Origin of the sequence: Microbacterium kyungheense (assembly GCF_006783905.1) — a bacterium.
GTDB lineage: Bacteria > Actinomycetota > Actinomycetes > Actinomycetales > Microbacteriaceae > Microbacterium > Microbacterium kyungheense.
Genome location: NZ_VFPE01000007.1, coordinates 74,857 through 92,291 on the forward strand (window position 1 = coordinate 74,857; position 17,435 = coordinate 92,291).

The 17,435-nt window shown below is 70.8% G+C and carries 15 protein-coding genes; 7 read left to right on the plus strand and 8 right to left on the minus strand.

Annotated elements, in window-relative coordinates:
• Positions 1–219 precede the first annotated feature (219 nt).
• Together FB391_RS17670 and FB391_RS17675 are read left to right on the plus strand one after the other, a co-directional pair.
• Positions 220–1,656 (plus strand): APC family permease, encoded by a 1,437-nt coding sequence (locus FB391_RS17670; protein WP_141896412.1) that lies wholly within the window; start codon positions 220–222, stop codon positions 1,654–1,656.
• 23 nt (positions 1,657–1,679) lie between these two features.
• On the plus strand, positions 1,680–2,399 hold the full coding sequence (locus FB391_RS17675; RefSeq protein ID WP_141896413.1) for a helix-turn-helix domain-containing protein: 720 nt from the start codon (positions 1,680–1,682) through the stop codon (positions 2,397–2,399).
• A gap of 9 nt (positions 2,400–2,408) precedes the next feature.
• Here FB391_RS17675 and FB391_RS17680 read toward each other — a convergent pair whose 3' ends face one another.
• From FB391_RS17680 to FB391_RS17690, 3 genes are all read right to left on the minus strand, one after another.
• Positions 2,409–3,083, minus strand: a complete 675-nt coding sequence (locus tag FB391_RS17680; RefSeq protein WP_141896414.1) for a DUF305 domain-containing protein — start codon at positions 3,081–3,083, stop codon at positions 2,409–2,411.
• A gap of 44 nt (positions 3,084–3,127) precedes the next feature.
• Positions 3,128–5,095, minus strand: a complete 1,968-nt coding sequence (locus FB391_RS17685; protein WP_141896415.1) for a helicase HerA-like domain-containing protein — start codon at positions 5,093–5,095, stop codon at positions 3,128–3,130.
• Between the two features lie 63 nt (positions 5,096–5,158).
• Positions 5,159–5,836 carry a phosphatase PAP2 family protein gene (locus FB391_RS17690; protein ID WP_141896416.1) on the minus strand — a complete coding sequence of 226 codons (678 nt, stop codon included), beginning with the start codon at positions 5,834–5,836 and terminating at the stop codon, positions 5,159–5,161.
• 66 nt (positions 5,837–5,902) lie between these two features.
• On the opposite strand from FB391_RS17690, the gene FB391_RS17695 reads away from it, so the two are divergent.
• Positions 5,903–6,403, plus strand: a complete 501-nt coding sequence (locus tag FB391_RS17695; protein ID WP_141896417.1) for a nitroreductase family deazaflavin-dependent oxidoreductase — start codon at positions 5,903–5,905, stop codon at positions 6,401–6,403.
• A 7-nt stretch (positions 6,404–6,410) separates the two neighbouring features.
• Here FB391_RS17695 and FB391_RS17700 read toward each other — a convergent pair whose 3' ends face one another.
• Positions 6,411–7,772 (minus strand): multidrug effflux MFS transporter, encoded by a 1,362-nt coding sequence (locus FB391_RS17700; RefSeq protein WP_185843157.1) that lies wholly within the window; start codon positions 7,770–7,772, stop codon positions 6,411–6,413.
• Between the two features lie 209 nt (positions 7,773–7,981).
• On the opposite strand from FB391_RS17700, the gene FB391_RS17705 reads away from it, so the two are divergent.
• From FB391_RS17705 to FB391_RS17715, 3 genes are read left to right on the plus strand one after another with little or no spacing between them, the layout of a single operon-like run.
• The gene (locus tag FB391_RS17705) at positions 7,982–8,698 is read left to right on the plus strand and encodes a thioredoxin-like domain-containing protein (protein ID WP_141896418.1); all 717 of its coding nucleotides are present in this window, start codon (positions 7,982–7,984) and stop codon (positions 8,696–8,698) included.
• 6 nt (positions 8,699–8,704) lie between these two features.
• Positions 8,705–9,376, plus strand: a complete 672-nt coding sequence (locus FB391_RS17710; protein ID WP_141896419.1) for a DUF305 domain-containing protein — start codon at positions 8,705–8,707, stop codon at positions 9,374–9,376.
• 22 nt (positions 9,377–9,398) lie between these two features.
• The gene (locus FB391_RS17715; protein WP_141896420.1) at positions 9,399–9,857 is read left to right on the plus strand and encodes a hypothetical protein; all 459 of its coding nucleotides are present in this window, start codon (positions 9,399–9,401) and stop codon (positions 9,855–9,857) included.
• On the opposite strand, the gene FB391_RS17720 is transcribed toward FB391_RS17715, so the two are convergent.
• The 4 genes from FB391_RS17720 to FB391_RS17735 all read right to left on the minus strand — a co-directional run bounded on the left by FB391_RS17720 (position 9,858) and on the right by FB391_RS17735 (position 16,120).
• A complete protein-coding gene (locus tag FB391_RS17720; protein ID WP_141896421.1) occupies positions 9,858–12,278 on the minus strand; it encodes an HAD-IC family P-type ATPase in 2,421 nt (806 codons plus the stop codon).
• A gap of 90 nt (positions 12,279–12,368) precedes the next feature.
• Positions 12,369–13,346 (minus strand): carbohydrate ABC transporter permease, encoded by a 978-nt coding sequence (locus tag FB391_RS17725; protein ID WP_141896422.1) that lies wholly within the window; start codon positions 13,344–13,346, stop codon positions 12,369–12,371.
• Positions 13,346–14,686 (minus strand): carbohydrate ABC transporter permease, encoded by a 1,341-nt coding sequence (locus FB391_RS17730; RefSeq protein ID WP_141896423.1) that lies wholly within the window; start codon positions 14,684–14,686, stop codon positions 13,346–13,348. Before FB391_RS17730 ends, FB391_RS17725 begins: the two co-directional genes overlap by 1 nt.
• A 93-nt stretch (positions 14,687–14,779) precedes the next feature.
• A complete protein-coding gene (locus FB391_RS17735; RefSeq protein ID WP_141896424.1) occupies positions 14,780–16,120 on the minus strand; it encodes an ABC transporter substrate-binding protein in 1,341 nt (446 codons plus the stop codon).
• A gap of 238 nt (positions 16,121–16,358) precedes the next feature.
• On the opposite strand from FB391_RS17735, the gene FB391_RS17740 reads away from it, so the two are divergent.
• Entirely contained in the window at positions 16,359–17,396 is a 1,038-nt protein-coding gene (locus FB391_RS17740) for a LacI family DNA-binding transcriptional regulator (RefSeq protein ID WP_141896425.1), read from the plus strand.
• Positions 17,397–17,435: the final 39 nt, after the last annotated feature.

The following is a 17,435-nucleotide window of genomic DNA, read 5'->3' on the forward strand; positions in this document are numbered from 1 at the left end:
CACCCGCGTTCGGGCCGATTCTTCGCCGCGGCGGTTTCGCCTCCGTGTGGGGTCGCGAACGCCGATCGAAATCCTCGTGAGACGACCCGGCCTCCTCGCGACGTGCGCGTCTCGCGGCGCGACACAGAGACGAAACATGCACCGACGTTCCGCGCAACGCCGCGCGTGTAGCGTCGCGCGCAGCCGCACGGCGGCAGGCGTCGACAGCGAGGAGGAGGCATGAGCACCGCACTCGCGGACGCGATCGAGCGGGCCCGCCCGCGCAGCGACCTCGGCCGCTCCCCGTTCGCGGGGCTCCGTCGCCGCCACGCCCGCACCGTGGACGTGGTCGCACAGTCCGTCGCCGCCACGGCCCCCGCCGGCGTCCTGCTGGTGCACCCGGCCGCCGCCTATGCCCGCAGCGGCTCGTTCGCGTTCCTCGACATCGCCATCACGATCACCCTGGTGGTCGGCGTCGCGCTCGTGATCGGCATGTTCGCGCGCCGCATCGCCAGCACCGGCTCGCTGTACACGTTCGCCGCCCGGGGCCTCGGGCCGCACGCCGGGCTCGTGGCGGGCGCCGCGCTCGGCATCGGCTACCTGGCGGTCGCCGTCAACACGCTCGCGTCGGGTTCGGCGCGCATCGCGAGCCTGCTGAGCGGCGGCGAGGCGCCACCCTGGCTCGTGATGGTGTTCGTGGTCGGATTCGGCGCGGTCATCGCGATCGTCGTCGCGCGCGGACTGCGCATATCCACGCGCATCCTGTTCGTGCTCGAGGCGATCGCCGTCCTGACGGTGCTGGCGCTGTCGATCGCCGCGCTCAGCCTCACCAGGTGGGACGTCGCCCTGCTCGTCCCGCGCGCGGCGGACTTCTCGCTCGACGCGATCATCACGGGCGTCGCGTTCGCGCTGATCGGCTTCGTCGGCTTCGAGAGCGGCGCCGCCTTGGGCCCCGAGACGCGGCGTCCGTTCGCCGCGGTGCCTCGCGCGATCATGGTGAGCGTCGGTGCGACGGGCGTCGTGATGCTCGTGGGCACGGCGGCCCAGCTCTCGATCGTCGCGGACCGCCCCGGTGCGGCATCCCTCTCGGCCGTCACCGGGCTGTCCCGCCTCACCGACCTGATCGTCGCGATCTCGTTCCTCGCGTGCGCCCTGGCGATGACCAACGCGGCGACGAGGCTCGCCTTCGCGATGAGTCGTGAAGGGCTCCTTCCCTCCGCGTTCGGCCGGGTATCGCGACGAGGGGTCCCGGCCGCCGCGGGCATGATGCTCGCCGCCGCGGTCACGGCGGTGCCGGTGGCGGCGCTGGCCTGGGGCGGCAGCCGTCACGACGTGCGCGTCGTCACCTCGCCCGCCTCGATCCTCGGGTTCGTGCTCGCGTACGCGCTGGTCTGCGCGGCGGCGCCGGTGTTCCTCCGGCGGATCGGCGAGCTGACGGTGCGGGGCGCGCTGCTGTGCGTCGTGCCGCTGGGCGGTCTGCTGTGCATCCTCGGCTTCTATGTGGCCGCGACGGTGCGCGACAATCTGTCCGGGCTGCTGTGGGCGACAGGCATCCTCGCCGCCGTCGTCGCCGCCGGTTCCGTGCGGATCGCCCGCCATCCCGGTGTGGGCGAACGCATCGGCGTGCACGATTGGCCGACCGATGCCGACTGCCTGGATGGGCCGGCACGGTCGTGAGCGGAGCGGGCATCGTGGGCGACATGCGACTGCCCGAGAAGGGGCTGGGACTGGCTCTCGAGATCCTCGAGCAGGTGGCTCGTGACGATCGGGGCGCGTCGGCGGCCGACATCGCCCGCGCGGTCGGCGCGCCGCGCGCGACCGTGTACCGCGTCGTCAACTCCCTCGTCCGCGACGAATACCTGGTGCGGCGCTCGGACTTCTCGGGGTTCCTCCTCGGCACGCGCGTGCTCGAGCTGGCGGCGGTCGTCGGCGCCCGCACGCGTCCCGCCCATGCCGACGTCGTGGATCGGCTGCGCGTCCACACCGGAGAAGCCGTGCACCTGTTCGCCTTCCACCGCACCGGGCTGCTGGTGCTCGACGAGGACGCCGCGCGCCCGCTGTCCGACCGTCAGGCGCTGCTCGCCGACCCGACGCGATCGGCAATCGGCCACCTGTGGCTCGTCGCCCATCCGGATCGGCAGATGCCGCAGGCGCCGGCCTGGGCGCGGGAGGTCCCGGCCGCGGACCTCCGCCCGATCCACGAGGCGTACGCGGTCCGCGGGTACACCGAGCAGGTGGCCCTGCTCTCGTCCGATCGCGGGTGCCTCGCGGTGCCGATCCACGACGAGGCCGCGCGTCCTGTCGGCGCCGTCGCCCTGTCGACCTCGATCGCCGGCCTGTCGGTCGCCGCGCGCCACGTCGGAGCGCTGCGCGAGGCGGCACGCGCACTGGCGCCGCTCGGCTCCCTCAGCGGGTGGTGACGGGCCCGCTCACGGCGCCGGGACGATCTCGTCGATCAGCGGACCGTCGGCCTGCTCGCGCTCGAGCACGGCCTCGGCCGAGGCACGCACCTCGGGGTGCGGATCGGCGTCGAGGATCAGCGTCACGAGAGCCACCATGCCGGCGTTCTGCTCGCGCACGATCTCGGCGTAGCGGCGCTCCGCCTCGGGTGCCTGCGCGTCGACGAGCCCCTGCTCGGCCGACCAGCTCGGCATGCCCGGCATCTGCGCGTGGTCCGAGCCGTGCCCGCCGCACGGGCCGTCCGTGGGCGGCTCGAGCGGACGCGCCGGGGCCCACGAGACGTACCACTCGCGCAGGTCGTCGAGCTCGGCGACGTCCTCTCGGACCACGCGCTTCGCGAAGGCCTCGGCCGCCGGTGCGAGGTCGTCCTTGCGCAGCAGGGTCTGAGCGAGCTCCTCCTCCTTGACGCGGTAGTAGATCATCGCCTCGACGTAGCAGTAGTCGTCCGCGGTCACCGTGTCGTCGATCACGACGGGAGAAGGGGATGCCGTCACGCCTCGCCCGTCCGCCGACGGGCGCGCGCTGGGCACGGCCTCGGCCGGGGACGACTCCCCGATGGGCACGCCCAGGACGGCGAGCGCCGCGCCCGCTGCGGCGGCCACGACGGCGGCCGCGAGCACGGCGACGGTCTTCGGTCTGCGCACGCGAAGGCCTTCCGGTCGGGGATCGACCTGCGGGCGGGGAGGGGTCAGCGTCTGCCGGTGCCGAAGATCCCGCGGATCACTCCCCCGAGGATAGTCTGCGTCGACTTGGAGTTCAGGATCTGTTCGATGGGGGACTTCTGTGAACCGCGCGACGTGCGCGTGGTTCCCGCGGTCTTCTTGAGCAGGCGCTCGTACTCCTGCTGCGCCTTCTTCTCGGCCGCCGCTGCGGATCTGTCGGCCGCGGCCTGCTGCTTGTCGATCGCGGCCTTCTGCTTGGCGTACTCCGCATCGGCCTTCGCCTTCGCGAGCGCCGCATCCTCCGCCGCCGCAGCATCGTCGGCGGCCTTCATCTTGGCGGCGAGGATCTCGCGCGCCGACTCGCGGTCGATCGAGGTGCCGTACTTGGCCAGCAGCGGCGAGGCCTTCACCGCGGCCTCGATGGCCGGGTCGGGCGTCGGCGACATGAGACCCTGTGGCGCTCGCAGGCGCGTCCAGGCGACCGGCGTCGGCGCGCCCTTCTCGCTCATCACGGTGACGATCGCCTCGCCCGTACCCAGCTCCTGCAGCACGCGCTCGAGGTCGTAGCCGGACTTCGGGTAGGTGCCGACGGTGGCGCGCAGCGCCTTGGCGTCGTCGGGGGTGAACGCGCGCAGCGCGTGCTGCACGCGCGAGCCGAGCTGCGCCAGCACGTCCGACGGCACGTCCTTGGGGGTCTGCGTGACGAAGAACACGCCGACGCCCTTGGAGCGGATCAGCCGCACGGTCTGCGTGATGGCGGCGAGGAAGTCCTTCGAGGCGTCCTTGAACAGCAGATGCGCCTCGTCGAAGAAGAACACGAGCTTCGGCTTGTCGGCATCCCCTACTTCGGGGAGGATCTCGAACAGCTCGGCCAGCAGGTACATGAGGAACGTCGAGAACAGGGCCGGCTTGTCGATGACCCCCGGCACCTCGAGCAGGCTGATGTACCCGCGTCCGTCCGGCGCGGTGCGGATGAAGTCCGTGACCGCGAACTCGGGCTCGCCGAAGAACACGTCGGCGCCGGCATCCGCGAAGGTGATGAGCTCGCGCAGGATCACCCCGGCCGTGGCCGCCGACAGTCCGCCGAGCTCCTTGAGCTCGGCCTTGCCCTCGTCGCTGGTGAGATGCGTGAGCACGGCCCGCAGGTCCGACAGGTCGACGAGCGCCAGGCCGTTCGCGTCGGCGTAGTGGAACACGAGGCCGAGGCTCGACTCCTGCGTGGCGTTCAGGCCCAGCACCTTGCTCAGCAGCAGCGGCCCGAAGCCCGACACCGTCGCACGGACCGGGACGCCCTTGCCGACGCCGCCGAGCGCGAAGTACTCGGTGACCGCGGCCTCGGGCTTCCAGTCCTGGCCGATGGCCTGCGTGCGGGCCAGCAGCTTCTCGTTCGACTCCCCCGGGGTCGCGACACCCGACAGGTCGCCCTTGATGTCGGCGGCGAACACCGGCACGCCCTTCGCGGCGAGCTGCTCCGCCAGCCCTTGCAGGGTGCGGGTCTTGCCCGTGCCGGTCGCTCCGGCGACGAGTCCGTGGCGGTTCATCATCGCCAGCGGGATGCGGATCTGCGCCTCGGGGACCGGCTCGCCGTTGACCAGCGCACCGAGGTCGAGCGTGGCGGCCTCGAAGGCGTACCCCTTGACGACGGCCGCGATCTCGCCGGCGTCGAGCGGCGCGCCCTCCGGCACCTCGCTCGCCTGCGCCAGAACAGGTGTTTCGGCCGGCGCAGGTGGGTTCGGGGCCGATCCCTCCTGTTCCGGCGAAGACACCTGTTCTGAGGCGGCGTCAGGTGTGGGAGTGGATGCCGCAGCCCCCGCTCCCCCGCCGGCCCGCGCCTTCGCCGCCTCGGCCTCCGCGGCGGCGAGGGCGGCCTTGGCCTGTGCGGCCTTGAGCTGCGCCTCGGCGGCCTCGGCCTCGGCGCGGAGCCGGGCGAGCTCCGCCTCGGCGGCCGCGACGGCCGGGTCGGATGCGGTGGACTCGGACTCGGGCGGCGTCATGCGCTCAGCCTAGCCAGGCACCTGGCGCGCGTCCGGGCCGACGCGGCGAGAGGCTTCGTCGTGTCAGCGACTAGTGGCGGGGACCGTCGAGACCACTCTCTCGCGGCCCAGCGGGACGGCGAAGGCGGCGGCGACGAGCAGAGCCGCACCGGCTCCGATGAGTGCACCGCCGACGGTGTCCGACAGCCAGTGCGCATGCAGGTAGGTGCGGCTGAACGCCATCAGCACCACCCAGACCGCGCCCACGACCGCTACCCACACGCGCGGGAAGATCACGAACGCCGCGACCGCGATCGTGGCCGCGTTGGCCACGTGACCGGACGGGTAGGAGCCGTAGTCCGAGATGACGAGGATGTCCTCGGGCCGCACGCGTCCGAACGCGTGCTTGAGCACCTGCACGAATCCGGCTGACACCGCCTCGGCCGCGAGGAAGTACGCGGCCGCCCACGGCCGCTTCAGCAGCACGAGGCCGACAGCCGCCGCGATGGGCACCGCGAGCACGCCGAACCAGCCGCCGCCCACCCAGTTCATGACGCGCGAGAAACCGGCGATGGCGGGATGCCACCACTCGGCGAGGAGGGTGTTCCACCAGTCGTCGATGGGGAACGGGTCCACACCGCGGCTGAGGATCCACCACCCCAGCGCGACCGAGGCCAGCGTCAGAAGCCCGCCGACGACGAGCTCGACCCTGACGATCCTCGCCACCCGGGGGCTCGCCTCTACCCGTCGCACGTCCGTCATCGCCCTATTCTGCCCGCCCGGGTGCGGCGTCCGCCGCTGCTTGACAGGACCGGTCAGGATGTCATCATGACCGCTGTCGTCGACGTGCTGCGCACGGTGATCGCGCCGCTGACCCGTACCCGCGTGTTCCGGCGGTTCCTCGGGCCGGTGCTCCTGCCACCGCTCGAGCGTCTGGTGGCGTGGCTGTCGGACGGCCGCGTGCAGGTCAGCGCGCTGCTCGTGCCCTCGCTCGTGCTGCACACCGTGGGTGCACGCTCGGGCGAGCCCCGTGACGTGCCGCTCATGTACACGCCCGACGGCCGCGGACGGGCGATCGTCGCGGGAACGAACTTCGCCGGCTCGCGGCATCCCGCGTGGACCGCCAATCTGCTCGCACACCCCGACGCCGCCATCACCGTGCGCGGCCGCCGCATGCCGGTGCGCGCTACGCAGGTGCCCGACGCCGAGCGCGACGCCGTGTGGGAGCGCATCGAGGCGCAGTGGCCGGGCTACCGCAACTACGAGCGGGAGTCCGGCCGCACGGTGCGGCTGTTCCTGCTGCAGCCGGTGCGATCCGACACTGGCTGAGGGCCGCTCAGGGTGCGAGGCGCTCGACGGTGCGCGGACGCACGATGATCCACAGCGACAGCACACCCACGACGGCACAGCCGACCATCACCGAGGCCATCGTGGTGGCGGTGATGCCGGCATCCCGGGCGATCCAGCCCACGAGCGGCGACACCAGGCCCGCCACACCGAAGTTGGTCGCGCCGATGATGGACTGCGCCGTGCCCGCCGCCTTGCCGTGGCGGTCGAGGGCCAGGACCTGGACGCACGGGAACGTGAAGCCGCACGCCGCGATGAAGACCCACAGCGGCACGATGGTGCCCCACAGCCCCAGGCCGAGCTGGTCGGTGACGACGATGGCGGATGCCGCGAGCACGAGCACCGCCGTCGACCAGGCCATCACCCACTGCGGGCCGAAGCGTGCGGCCAGGCGCGACGCGGTCTGCACGCCCACCACGACACCCAGCGAGTTGACCGCGAACAGGATGCCGTACTGCTGCGCGTCGAAGCCGTACGTCTGCTGGAACAGGAACGACGAGCTCGACAGGTACGAGAACATGCCCGAGAACGTCATGCCGCCGATGATCAGCACGCCGATGAACACCCGGTCGCTGAACACGCTGCGGTAGCGCTGCCACACGGTGGTCGCGCCGCGCTCGCTGCGGCGGGCCTTCGGCAGCGTCTCGGGCAGGAAGACGATCGCCGAGACGAGCATGACCGCGCCGTAGACGGCGAGGACGACGAAGATGCCCCGCCACGGCATGATCGCCAGCAGCGCCGAGCCGACCAGCGGTGCGAGCACGGGTGCGACGCCCGAGACGAGGGCGAGGCGCGAGAGCATCACGACGAGGCGACGACCGCCGAACAGGTCGCGCACGATGGCGGCGGCGACGACGCCACCGGCAGCGGCGCCGGCGCCCTGCAGCACGCGCGCCACCGAGAGCAGCTCGAGCGTGGGAGCCAGAGCGGCGGCGGTGCTCGCCAGCACGTGCAGCGCCGTGACGCTGAGAAGCGGCACCCGGCGTCCGACCTTGTCGCTCAGCGGGCCGACGATCAGCTGCCCGAGGGCGAAGCCGATCATCGTGCCGGTGAGCGTCAGCTGGATGAGGGTGGCCGTGGTCTGGAAGTCCTCCTCCAGCACCGGGAAAGCCGGAAGGTAGAGGTCGATCGTGAACGGCCCGAGCGCCGTGAGCGCCCCGAGGAGCACGATGTACAGGACGCGGCGGCGGTGCGGGATGGAGTCGCCCGGGTGCAGCACGATCGGCGCAGTGGCCGGGTTGCTGCCGAGGGTGCGTATGGCACCGGTGCTCGTGTCGGCGCGGGGCGTCGGCCGGGGCTCGGCGGGGTGGTCTTCGGGCTTCTGGACAGGAACGGAGGCAGTATCGAGCAACGGCGTGTTTCGTTTCGGCGCGGGAATCAGGCGACAGGAAGGTCGAATCGATTCGAGAACTCAGGATAGCGGATTCCCACGACGTATCCCGGACGGCCCCGCTGTGTGCTCGTTCCCAGCCGCCGCTTACATGCGGCCGCATAGGATGAAGGCAGTCCAGCACACCAGCCCGCGGGCACGCGCCCGGCGGCCGAGCCGAGATCGAGCCCATGACCCCGACCCCGACCCCCGCCGACAAGCGCACGAGCGGCAACCCCGCCACTCAGGCCCAGATCAACCTCAGCGTCAAGCAGCAGCGCGAGCAGAAGCGCCAGGACAAGCTCGCCGAGTACCAGAAGCAGCTCGCCAAGCGGCGCCGCAGCAAGCTGGTCTGGTGGATCGTCGGTGCGACGGCAGCCGTCGCCGTGGTCGCCGCGATCGTGGCATCCTTCGTCTTCGCCCCTGCCCCCGCGCCCACCTATGCGCGCGGCGACGGCGACGGCAGCGGCATCGAGGGCGTCGAGACGTTCGACAACACCGCCACCCACGTCGAGGGCACCGTCGACTACCCGCAGTCGCCGCCCGCCGGCGGCGACCACAACGCGATCTGGCTGAACTGCGGCATCTACACCGAGCCCGTGCCGAACGAGAACGCCGTCCACGACCTGGAGCACGGCGCCGTCTGGCTCACCTACGACCCGGCGCAGGTGTCGGCGGACGACATCGCGACGCTCGAGGCGCTCCTGCCGTCGACCTTCGCCACGATGTCGCCCTACGAAGACATGGACACGCCGATCGCGATCAGCGCGTGGAACGCCCAGCTGAAGGTCGACGCCGCCGACGATCCGCGCCTCGAGGAGTTCATCACGGCGTACTGGCACTCGACCAACGCCCCCGAGCCGAACGCCATGTGCACGCAGGGGCTCGACGCCCCCGGCAAGAAGTAGTCCGCGATGAGCTCCGCGCCCCCGGTCGACCGCACGCAGCGATGGATCGTCATCGCCGTCGCGCTTGTGCTGATCGGGGCGCTCGGCTTCGCCGCCGGCCGCTTCACGATGTTCGGCACGCAGGGCGCCGCCGCGACGCCGGGCACGAGCTCACCCGAGGCGGGATTCTCGCGCGACATGCAGGCCCATCACGCGCAGGCCGTCGAGATGGCGATGATCATCTACCGCAAGACCGAGGACGAGGAGCTGCGCGCACTCTCGTACGACATCGCGACCTCGCAGGCCGCGCAGCGGGGCGAGATGTTCGACTGGCTCGTGCGCTGGGGGCTCCCCCAGGCCGGTGGGCCGATGATGCAGTGGATGGATGCCTCCGCCGGCCACGAGCACGGTCAGGCGTCGGCCGAGCCGATGACCGACGACGAGGCGCGGGCGGCGATGGGCATGGCGACGCCGGCCGAGCTCGCCGCCCTCCAGGCGGCCGACGGCACCGAGGCGGACTGCCGGTTCCTGACCCTCATGATCCGTCACCACGAAGGGGCCATCCCGATGGCCGACGCGCTGCTCGAGCTGGGCAGCGACCCGCGTGCGCTCGACGTCGCGCAGGCGATGAAGACCGGACAGACCGCCGAGATCGACGCGATGACCTCGATGCAGCAGCGCCTGGGATGCTCCGGCTGAACCGGGTCGTTACAGTGGTCGCGTGACCGCCGATCCGTCCGCGCCCGCCACCGGCATCCGCCGGCGCCGTCCTGTGATCGTCACGATCGCGGTCGTCCTCGTGTACCTCAGCGCGTTCGCCAACGTGGCGCTCGGCGTGCTGGTGCTGCTGAGCCGCTACGAGGTCGCCGAAGCCGACGTGCTGCGCGTGTCGCTGCTCGGCGCGGCCATCATCCTGTTCGGCCTGCTGCTGATCGGCATGGCCTCGGGCCTCGCCCGCGGCAGCCGGCTCTCCCGCGTCTTCGCGACGATCTACCTCGCCGTGCTGCTCGTGCTGAGCGGGCTCACGATCGCCACGACCGACGGCTGGGACTGGGGCTCGATGCTCGACGTCACGATCGAGGTGCTCATCCTCGTCGCACTGTGGGCGCCGCCGGGATCACGCCACTTCGCGCGGCCGACGATCGACGCCGCCACGGATTCCGCGGCTGCCGCCCGCTGATCACGCCGCCGCGAGCGCCTTCGCCACGAAGCGCCGGTGGAAGAACCGCACGATCTCGATCGCCCCGATCGTGAGTGCCGTCACCAGCACGATCAGCCACGCGGCCTCCTCGCCCGGATCGACGAGCTGGAAGAACTCGGTCGCCAGCGGGATGGTGAACACGCCGACCAGTCCGATGAACATCGCGCCGATGATCAGGCCCTTGAGCCGCGTGATGGGACGCGACAGCACGGTCAACACCCAGATGCCGACGATCGCGAGGATGATCGTCGACCCGGTGCGCAGCTCGGGCTGGCCGATGCCGATGGCCGTGGCCGCGAGCGTGTAGACGGTGAGCGCGATCGCGATGATCGCGCCCGCCGGGATCGCGAAGCTCAGTGAGCGCCGCAGGAATCCCGGCACGTACCGCTGCGTGTTGGGCAGCAGCGCGAGGAAGAACGCCGGGATGCCGATGGTCAGGCCGTCCGTGATCGACAGCTGGCGCGGCAGGAACGGGAACGGCAGCACGAGCACGCCGAAGAGCACGGCGAGCCCGGTCGCGTAGGTCGTCTTGGTGAAGAACAGCATCGACACGCGCTCGATGTTGGCGATGACCTGCCGCCCCTCGGCGACCACCTCGGGAAGGTGCGAGAACCGGCCGTCCAGCAGCACGATGCGTGCGACCGCCTTGGTGGCGGCGGCGCCCGAGTTCATGGCGATGCCGAGGTCGGCCGTCTTGATGGCGAGTGCGTCGTTCACGCCGTCGCCGGTCATCGCGACGGTGTGGCCGCGCTGCTGCAGCGCGACGACCATGCGCTTCTTCTGCTCGGGCGTCACGCGCCCGAACACGAGGTTGCGCTCGAGGACCTCGCCGAGCTCGGCATCGTCTTCGGGCAGACGTCGCGCGTCGAAGCCCTCTGCGACGTCCACCCCGACGCTGCGGGCGATGGCGGCGACCGTGCGCGGGTTGTCGCCCGAGATGACGCGGATGCCGACGCCCTGAGCTCCGAAGTACTCCAGGGTCTGCGCGGCGTCGGGACGGATCTGCTCCTGGAACGTCACGACCGCCACCGCGTCGAGGTCCTCGGGGAGGCGCTCGTCGTCGACGTCCGCCGCCGTGATCGGCGCCCGGGCGTGTCCGAGCACCAGCGTGCGGCGACCGGTCGACGCGAGCTCGGTGACCACGCGGCCGAGCTCGCCGGCAGCGTCGGTCGCGGCATCCCCGAACACCATCTCGGGCGCCCCGAGCACCCACGAGCCGGCGGGGCCGGTCGTGAACGACACCGCGCTCCACTTGCGGGCCGATGAGAACGGGATGTACGCCCCCGCGGTCAGCGGGTCGGCGACCGGGAACGGCTCGCGCAGGCAGCGCGCCGTCGCATTCGCATCGGGCGCGGCGCCGAACCACCCGAGCACGGCGTCGTGACCGGGCACGGCGTCGGCGAGGGCGTGCAGCGCGTCGAAGGCGATCTCGCCGGCGGTCAGGGTGCCCGTCTTGTCGAGGCAGATGACGTCGACGCGCGCCAGCCCCTCGACGGCGGGCAGCTCGTTCACGAGCACCTGCTTCGAGGCCAGCTTGGCGGCGCCGACGGCGAAGGCGATCGAGGTCATCAGCACGAGGCCGAGCGGGATCATGGCGGTGATCGCGGCGATCGAGTTGACGATCGCCTGCACCCAGTCGCCGCTCTCGAAGGCCGCCGCCCATCCGCCGAACACCATCATCTGCGCGTTGCACACGAGCAGGCCGACGGGACCGATGATCCAGCTCATCCACTTCAGCACGCGGTTGACCGAGCTGCGCACCTCGGAGGCCACCAGCGAGAAGCGCTTGGCCTCGCCGGCGAACCGGTTGGCGTACGACTCCGCACCGACGCGCGTGACGCGGGCGGCGCCCTCGCCGGCCACCACGATCGACCCCGACAGCGCTTCGTCCCCGGGCAGCTTGTCGACCGCGTCCGACTCGCCGGTCAGCATGGACTCGTCGATCTGCAGCCCGCGGCTCTCGATCACGTCGGCGTCAGCGGGCACCTGATCCCCCGCGCGCAGCACGAGGACGTCGTCCATCACCACATCGGCGGGGGCGATCTCGGCCTCGTCGCCCTCGCGGCGCACCCGGGCGCGCGGGGCGTTCAGCAGCGCGAGACGGTCGAGGGCCGCCTTGGCGCGGAACTCCTGCACGCACCCGATGATCGAGTTCGCGAACGCGGCGATGCCGAACAGCGCATCCTGCCAGCGCCCGAGCAGGAACAGGACGAAGAAGCAGGCGAACACGATGCCGTTGAACAGCGTGAAGACGTTCGCCCGGACGATGTTCCAGACGCTCCGGCTGGTGTCGGCGGTGTGGGCGTTCGTGCGGCCCGCCGCGACGCGCTCGGCGACGTGCGCGGCGCTCAGCCCCGGATCGAGGGCGGGTGCGGCCGGGGCGTCTGCGGAGGCGTCCATGCGATCAGGCTAGCGACACGGCCCTGCCGAGACGGGGATGCCCCGGCCCTGCGTCGTACGCCGGGCCGAGGCATCCATCGACCAACCTCGTCAGCCCTTGGTCGCGCCTGCCATGAGGCCGCGCACGAAGAACCGCTGCAGCGACAGGAACACGATGATCGGGACGATCAGCACCAGGAACGCGCCCGCCGAGACGAGGAACCACTGGTTGCCCCATGTGCCTGACAGCGAGTTCAGCGTCTGCGTCATGGGCAGAGAGGTCGTCGGAGCGAAGATCGTGGCGACGAGCAGGTCGTTCCACACCCAGATGAACTCCAGGATCGCGAAGGACGCCAGCGCCGGCGTCGCGAGCGGCAGGATGATCCGGAAGAAGATCTGCCCGTGCCCCGCTCCGTCCACGCGTGCCGCCTCGATCACGTCGGAGGGGATCTCCGAGATGAAGTTGTGCAGCAGGAAGATCGCCAGCGGCATGGCGAAGATGACGTGGGCGATCCAGACCGTCGCGAAGCTGTGATCGACGTCGCGCATCTCCAGCCCCGGGAAGATCTGCACGTCGCCGATCTCCAGACCGCGGGAGAAGAGGCTCAGCAGCGGCACCAGCGCCATCTGGATGGGGACGATCTGCAGGGCGAACACCGCCACGAACAGCCAGCTGCGCCCCTTGAAGTCCATCCAGGCGAAGGCGTACGCGGCGAGCGAGGCGATCGCCAGGGCGAACACCGTGACCGGGATCGTGATCGCGAGCGAGTTGAGGAACGACTCGCCGAGCGTCAGCGCCGTTCCACCCGACGTCAGCGCGTCCTGGTAGTTCCCGAGCGTGAAGTCGGGGTTCGTGAAGACCGTCCACCAGCCGGTCGTCGCCGAATCCGCGCCGGGGCGGAACGACGTGATGAGCAGGCCCAGCGTCGGGATGGTCCACAGGAACGCGATCGCGACCGCGATCACCGTGGCCAGCGGCGAGGTGAGCCGCTTCTGCGCGGCGGACTCGTTGCGGCGGGTCTCGCGCGCCGTCCTGCGCGCTGCGGCCCGATCGAACTTCGGCGTCGTTTCGGTGTCGACGGCGGCCATCACCGCACCTCCCTCTGCTTGCGGAGCTGGAGAACGTTGTAGACGATCAGCGGCGTCACGAACACGAAGATCAGCACCGCGAGCGCTGCGGAGTGACCGTAGCTCTGGAAGCGCTGCTGCTGGTTGACCATCTCGAACCCGAGCACCGTCGAGTTGGACCGCCCGCCCGTCATCACCGCGACGATGTCGTACAGCTTCAGCGCCGCGATCGTGACGGTCGTCAGCACCACGATGATCGAGGTGCGGATGCCGGGCACGGTCACGTTGATGAACCGCTGCCATGCGTTGGTGCCGTCGAGCTGGGCGGCTTCGAGCTGCTCCACCGGCACGGCCTTCATCGCCGCCGAGAGCACCACCATGGCGAAGCCCGTCTGCGCCCACACGAACGCGAACAGCAGACAGAAGGTGTTCACGAGCGGCCACACGTCCAGCCACCTGACCGGCTCCCCGCCGAACGCGACGACGAGGGCGTTGAGGATGCCGATCTGCTCGCCCTGACGGTAGTCGTAGACGAACTTCCAGATGAGGCTGATGCTCACCGGGGCGATGGCGAACGGCATGAACACCAGCACCTTGAGGAGTCGCTCACCTCGCGCCCGCTCCATGAAGGCGGCGTAGGCCAGACCGACCACCGTCGCGAAGATCGGGGCGAAGACCGCCCAGATGAGCGTGTTGATGATCGACCAGAACCCTTGCGGGTTGGTGAACGCCCAGACGTAGTTGTCGAGGCCGACGAAGTTCGCACCGGTCTTGTCGAAGAACGACTGGATGATCGTCGCGATGCTCGGGTACACGAGGCCGACGAGGATCGCGATGGCGGCGGGCGCCATGAACAGCGTCAGCTGGTAGACGTAGCCGGCGCCCTGGCTGGCACGGTAGTCGGCCCAGAACAGCAGGCCGCCGGCGAGGAGGGCGATCGCGATGACGTAGACGACGGCGCCCTGGTAGGGCCGCAGCATCATGAACGCGAGAAAGGGGATGGCGAAGCACGAGATGAGCCGGAGCCAGAAGTACCCCTTGCCGGCGCGCGGTGCGAACTCGATGAGGACCAGCAGGATCGCGACCACGGCGGCGAAGACCAGCACGATGATCGGGATCTGGACGATCGGCCCCATGTCGCCGATCCACTGGAAGAACGAGTTGTACGAGAACCCGAGTGAGACCGGCCGGGCGTCCGGGTTGGGCGGGCTGAGGAGCAGGAACACCACCAGCGCCGCGATGACGATGATCCCGATCGTGACGACCAGCCGCGTCGTGGTGCGCGACGGAGGCTTCCTGCCGCCGCGGGGCGGCGGCGTCGCCTCGGCCTGATCCGCCGCCGAAGTTGTGGTCTGAGACATGTTCTGCCTTCCCCCGTCGACCTCGACGGATGAATCGCCCTGGTGCCGGGGCCGCTCGGCGAGCGTGCGGACCCGGCACCAGGGCGCGGTGGATCAGTCCTGGTAACCCGCCTGGATGTCCTCCAGCACCTGCGGCGTCGGCTTGCCGTCGATCCAGTCGACCATGCCGCGCCAGAACGAGCCGGATCCGACGGTGGCCGGCATCAGGTCGGACGCGTCGAAGCGGAACACCGTCTCGGGATCCTGCACGATCTTCATCGCGTCAGTCAGGAACTCGCTGGACGCCAGCGACGGGTCTGCACCGGTGTTGGCCGAGATGACGCCGCCGAGCTTCACGCGAGCGTCGGCGAACTCCGGCGTCGACATGTACTCGAGCACCTGCTGCGTGGCCGCGTCGTCCGAGAACGCCGTGACCAGCTCGCCACCACCGGTGACCGCGAGGTCGCCGGCCTGCGGGCCGGGGAGCAGGAAGGCGTACACGTCACCGTCCGGCGCGATGGTCGGCGTCTGGCCGTCGGCGGTCTGCGCGACGAGGAAGTTCGCCGCCAGGAACGACGCCTGGTGCGTCAGCGCGCACGTGCCGTTGGCCACCGCGGCGGCGATCGGGTCGCCGAACGCCGTCGAGTTGATGCTCTGGACGTCGCCGAAGCCGGCGTTCACGTAGTCCGGGTTGAGCAGGATCTCGCCGACCGAGTCGAACGCCGCCTCGATGTCGGGGTCGGTGAACGGCGTGTCGCCGTCGGCCCAGCTGTCATAGACGTCCGGCCCGGACTGGCGCAGGACGAGGTCCTCGACCCAGTCCGTGCCCGGCCATCCGGAAGCCGCCTCCGACGAGAAGCCCGCGCACCACGGCTGGGTGCCGGTCTTCTCGCGGATGGTGTCGGTCAGCGTGAGCAGCTCGTCCCAGGTGGTCGGGACCTCGACGCCCCACTCCTCGAAGCTCTTCGGCGAGTACCAGACGTACCCCTTGAGGTTGGCGAGCATCGGAGCGGCGTAGAAGGTGTCGTCGACCGTGCCGGTCTGCTTCCAGATGTCGGACCAGTACTTGTCGACGTTGGCCTCGACGTCCGCCGGCGCCTCCTTGACCTCGCCGGTCGCCACGAGCGACTGGAACAGGCCCGGCTGCGGCACGATGGCGATGTCGGGGGCCGAGCCGCCCGAGACCTTCGTGACGATGTTGCCCTCGAACCCCTTGTCGCCGGTGTACTTGACCGTGATGCCGGATTCCTTGCTGTAGTCGTCGAAGACCTTCTGAAGGGCGTCCGCCTCGGATCCGGTGATGCCACCGGCGATCTCTACGGTCTCTCCTTCGACGGAGCCGTCGGAGTCTCCCCCGTCTCCGCCTTCGGCGCAGCCGGCGAGCGCGAGCGCTGCGACGGCGGTCAAGCCCAGTGCGATGAAGCCGTGTCGACGGCGGGATCGCAGTGCAGTCATGGTGTCTGCCTCCTCTTCGAGTCCGCGGAGCCGCGCGAGCGGGTCCGCACGTGCGAGATCGGGAACCGATTCCATGCTCACGCTAGGGGATGCCGCAGAGCCGCACAACGTCCGCGGGTCACAAGTCGGTAAACAGGGGCGCACGGGTGGCGCGCCCGGACGGTTCGCGGCATGATGAACGCTGGAACCGGTTCCAGATTCGGCGACGTCGGCGTCGCCGATGCGCGAGGAGGACCCGATGGCGGGCATCGCCGAGGTGGCACGGGCGGCGGGTGTGTCGAAGTCGACCGCCTCGCGCGCTCTGACCGGCGGCGGCTACGTGTCACAGGCGACCCGCGAGCGGGTGAGGGATGCCGCCACCGCCCTCGGCTACGTCCCCACCACGAGTGCGGTCAGCCTCGTGACCGGTCGCACGCAGACCGTCGGCGTGGTCATGCCGTCGATGGACCGCTGGTTCTTCGCGCAGGTGCTCGAAGGCGTGCAGGATGCGCTGCTGGAGCGCCGTTACGATCTCGCCCTGTACGGCGCGCCGCCCGAGTCCGCCGCACGTCGTGAGATGTTCGAGCACTTCCTCGCGCGCAAGACCTTCGACGGCCTCATCGCGATCGGCATCGAGCCGAACGCGCGGGAGCTGGAGCGGCTCGTGGCGTTCGGCAAGCCGGTCGTGAGCGTCGGCGGGTACGACGTCGGAACGAGCGCGGTGTCGATCGACGACGAGGGCGCCGCCAGGATCGCCGCCGACCACCTGATCGGCCTCGGCCACCGCGACATCGTGTTCCTCGGCGGCGATCCCGACGGCCGGCGCACCAGCTTCGGCGATGGGCTCCGGCTCGGCGGCTACCGGTCGGCGATGAGGGATGCCGGGCTGGAGGCATCCATCCGGCACGTCAAGTCCGAGGTGACCATGCCCGGCGGCTACGGCGCCGCCGTCGAGCTGCTCGGCGACCGTCGCACGCGGCCGACGGCGATCGTCGGCGTGTGCGACGAGGTGGCGGTCGGTGCGATCATCGCGGCGCGGCGGCTCGGCATCCGCGTGCCCGAGCGTCTCAGCGTCGTGGGGATCGACGACCACGCGTACGCCGACATGTTCTCGCTCACGACGCTGCAGCAGCGCCCCCACCGGCAGGGACGCGCGGCCGCGGAGCTGCTGCTGCGCCAGATCGACGAACCCGGGTCGCCGACCGATCGCCTCTACGAGCCGTCCCCGCTCGTCGTGCGCAACTCCACGGCTCCGGTCGACGACGACGCCTCCGCGATCATCGGCGTCGGCCGCTGACGCGGGCGGCAGGGCTGGGCGCAACGCCCTCGCGCCTGC

Excerpts from the sequence above, each read along its gene's own strand:
- FB391_RS17695 (WP_141896417.1), top strand. The coding sequence starts at position 5,903 with ATGACCGCTGTCGTCGACGTGCTGCGCACGGTGATCGCGCCGCTGACC.
- FB391_RS17710 (WP_141896419.1), top strand. The coding sequence starts at position 8,705 with ATGAGCTCCGCGCCCCCGGTCGACCGCACGCAGCGATGGATCGTCATC.
- FB391_RS17740 (WP_141896425.1), top strand. The coding sequence starts at position 16,359 with ATGGCGGGCATCGCCGAGGTGGCACGGGCGGCGGGTGTGTCGAAGTCG.
- FB391_RS17720 (WP_141896421.1), bottom strand. The coding sequence starts at position 12,278 with ATGGACGCCTCCGCAGACGCCCCGGCCGCACCCGCCCTCGATCCGGGG.
- FB391_RS17705 (WP_141896418.1), top strand. The coding sequence starts at position 7,982 with ATGACCCCGACCCCGACCCCCGCCGACAAGCGCACGAGCGGCAACCCC.
- FB391_RS17690 (WP_141896416.1), bottom strand. The coding sequence starts at position 5,836 with ATGACGGACGTGCGACGGGTAGAGGCGAGCCCCCGGGTGGCGAGGATC.
- FB391_RS17730 (WP_141896423.1), bottom strand. The coding sequence starts at position 14,686 with ATGTCTCAGACCACAACTTCGGCGGCGGATCAGGCCGAGGCGACGCCG.
- FB391_RS17735 (WP_141896424.1), bottom strand. The coding sequence starts at position 16,120 with ATGACTGCACTGCGATCCCGCCGTCGACACGGCTTCATCGCACTGGGC.
- FB391_RS17675 (WP_141896413.1), top strand. The coding sequence starts at position 1,680 with ATGCGACTGCCCGAGAAGGGGCTGGGACTGGCTCTCGAGATCCTCGAG.
- FB391_RS17670 (WP_141896412.1), top strand. The coding sequence starts at position 220 with ATGAGCACCGCACTCGCGGACGCGATCGAGCGGGCCCGCCCGCGCAGC.
- FB391_RS17725 (WP_141896422.1), bottom strand. The coding sequence starts at position 13,346 with ATGGCCGCCGTCGACACCGAAACGACGCCGAAGTTCGATCGGGCCGCA.
- FB391_RS17685 (WP_141896415.1), bottom strand. The coding sequence starts at position 5,095 with ATGACGCCGCCCGAGTCCGAGTCCACCGCATCCGACCCGGCCGTCGCG.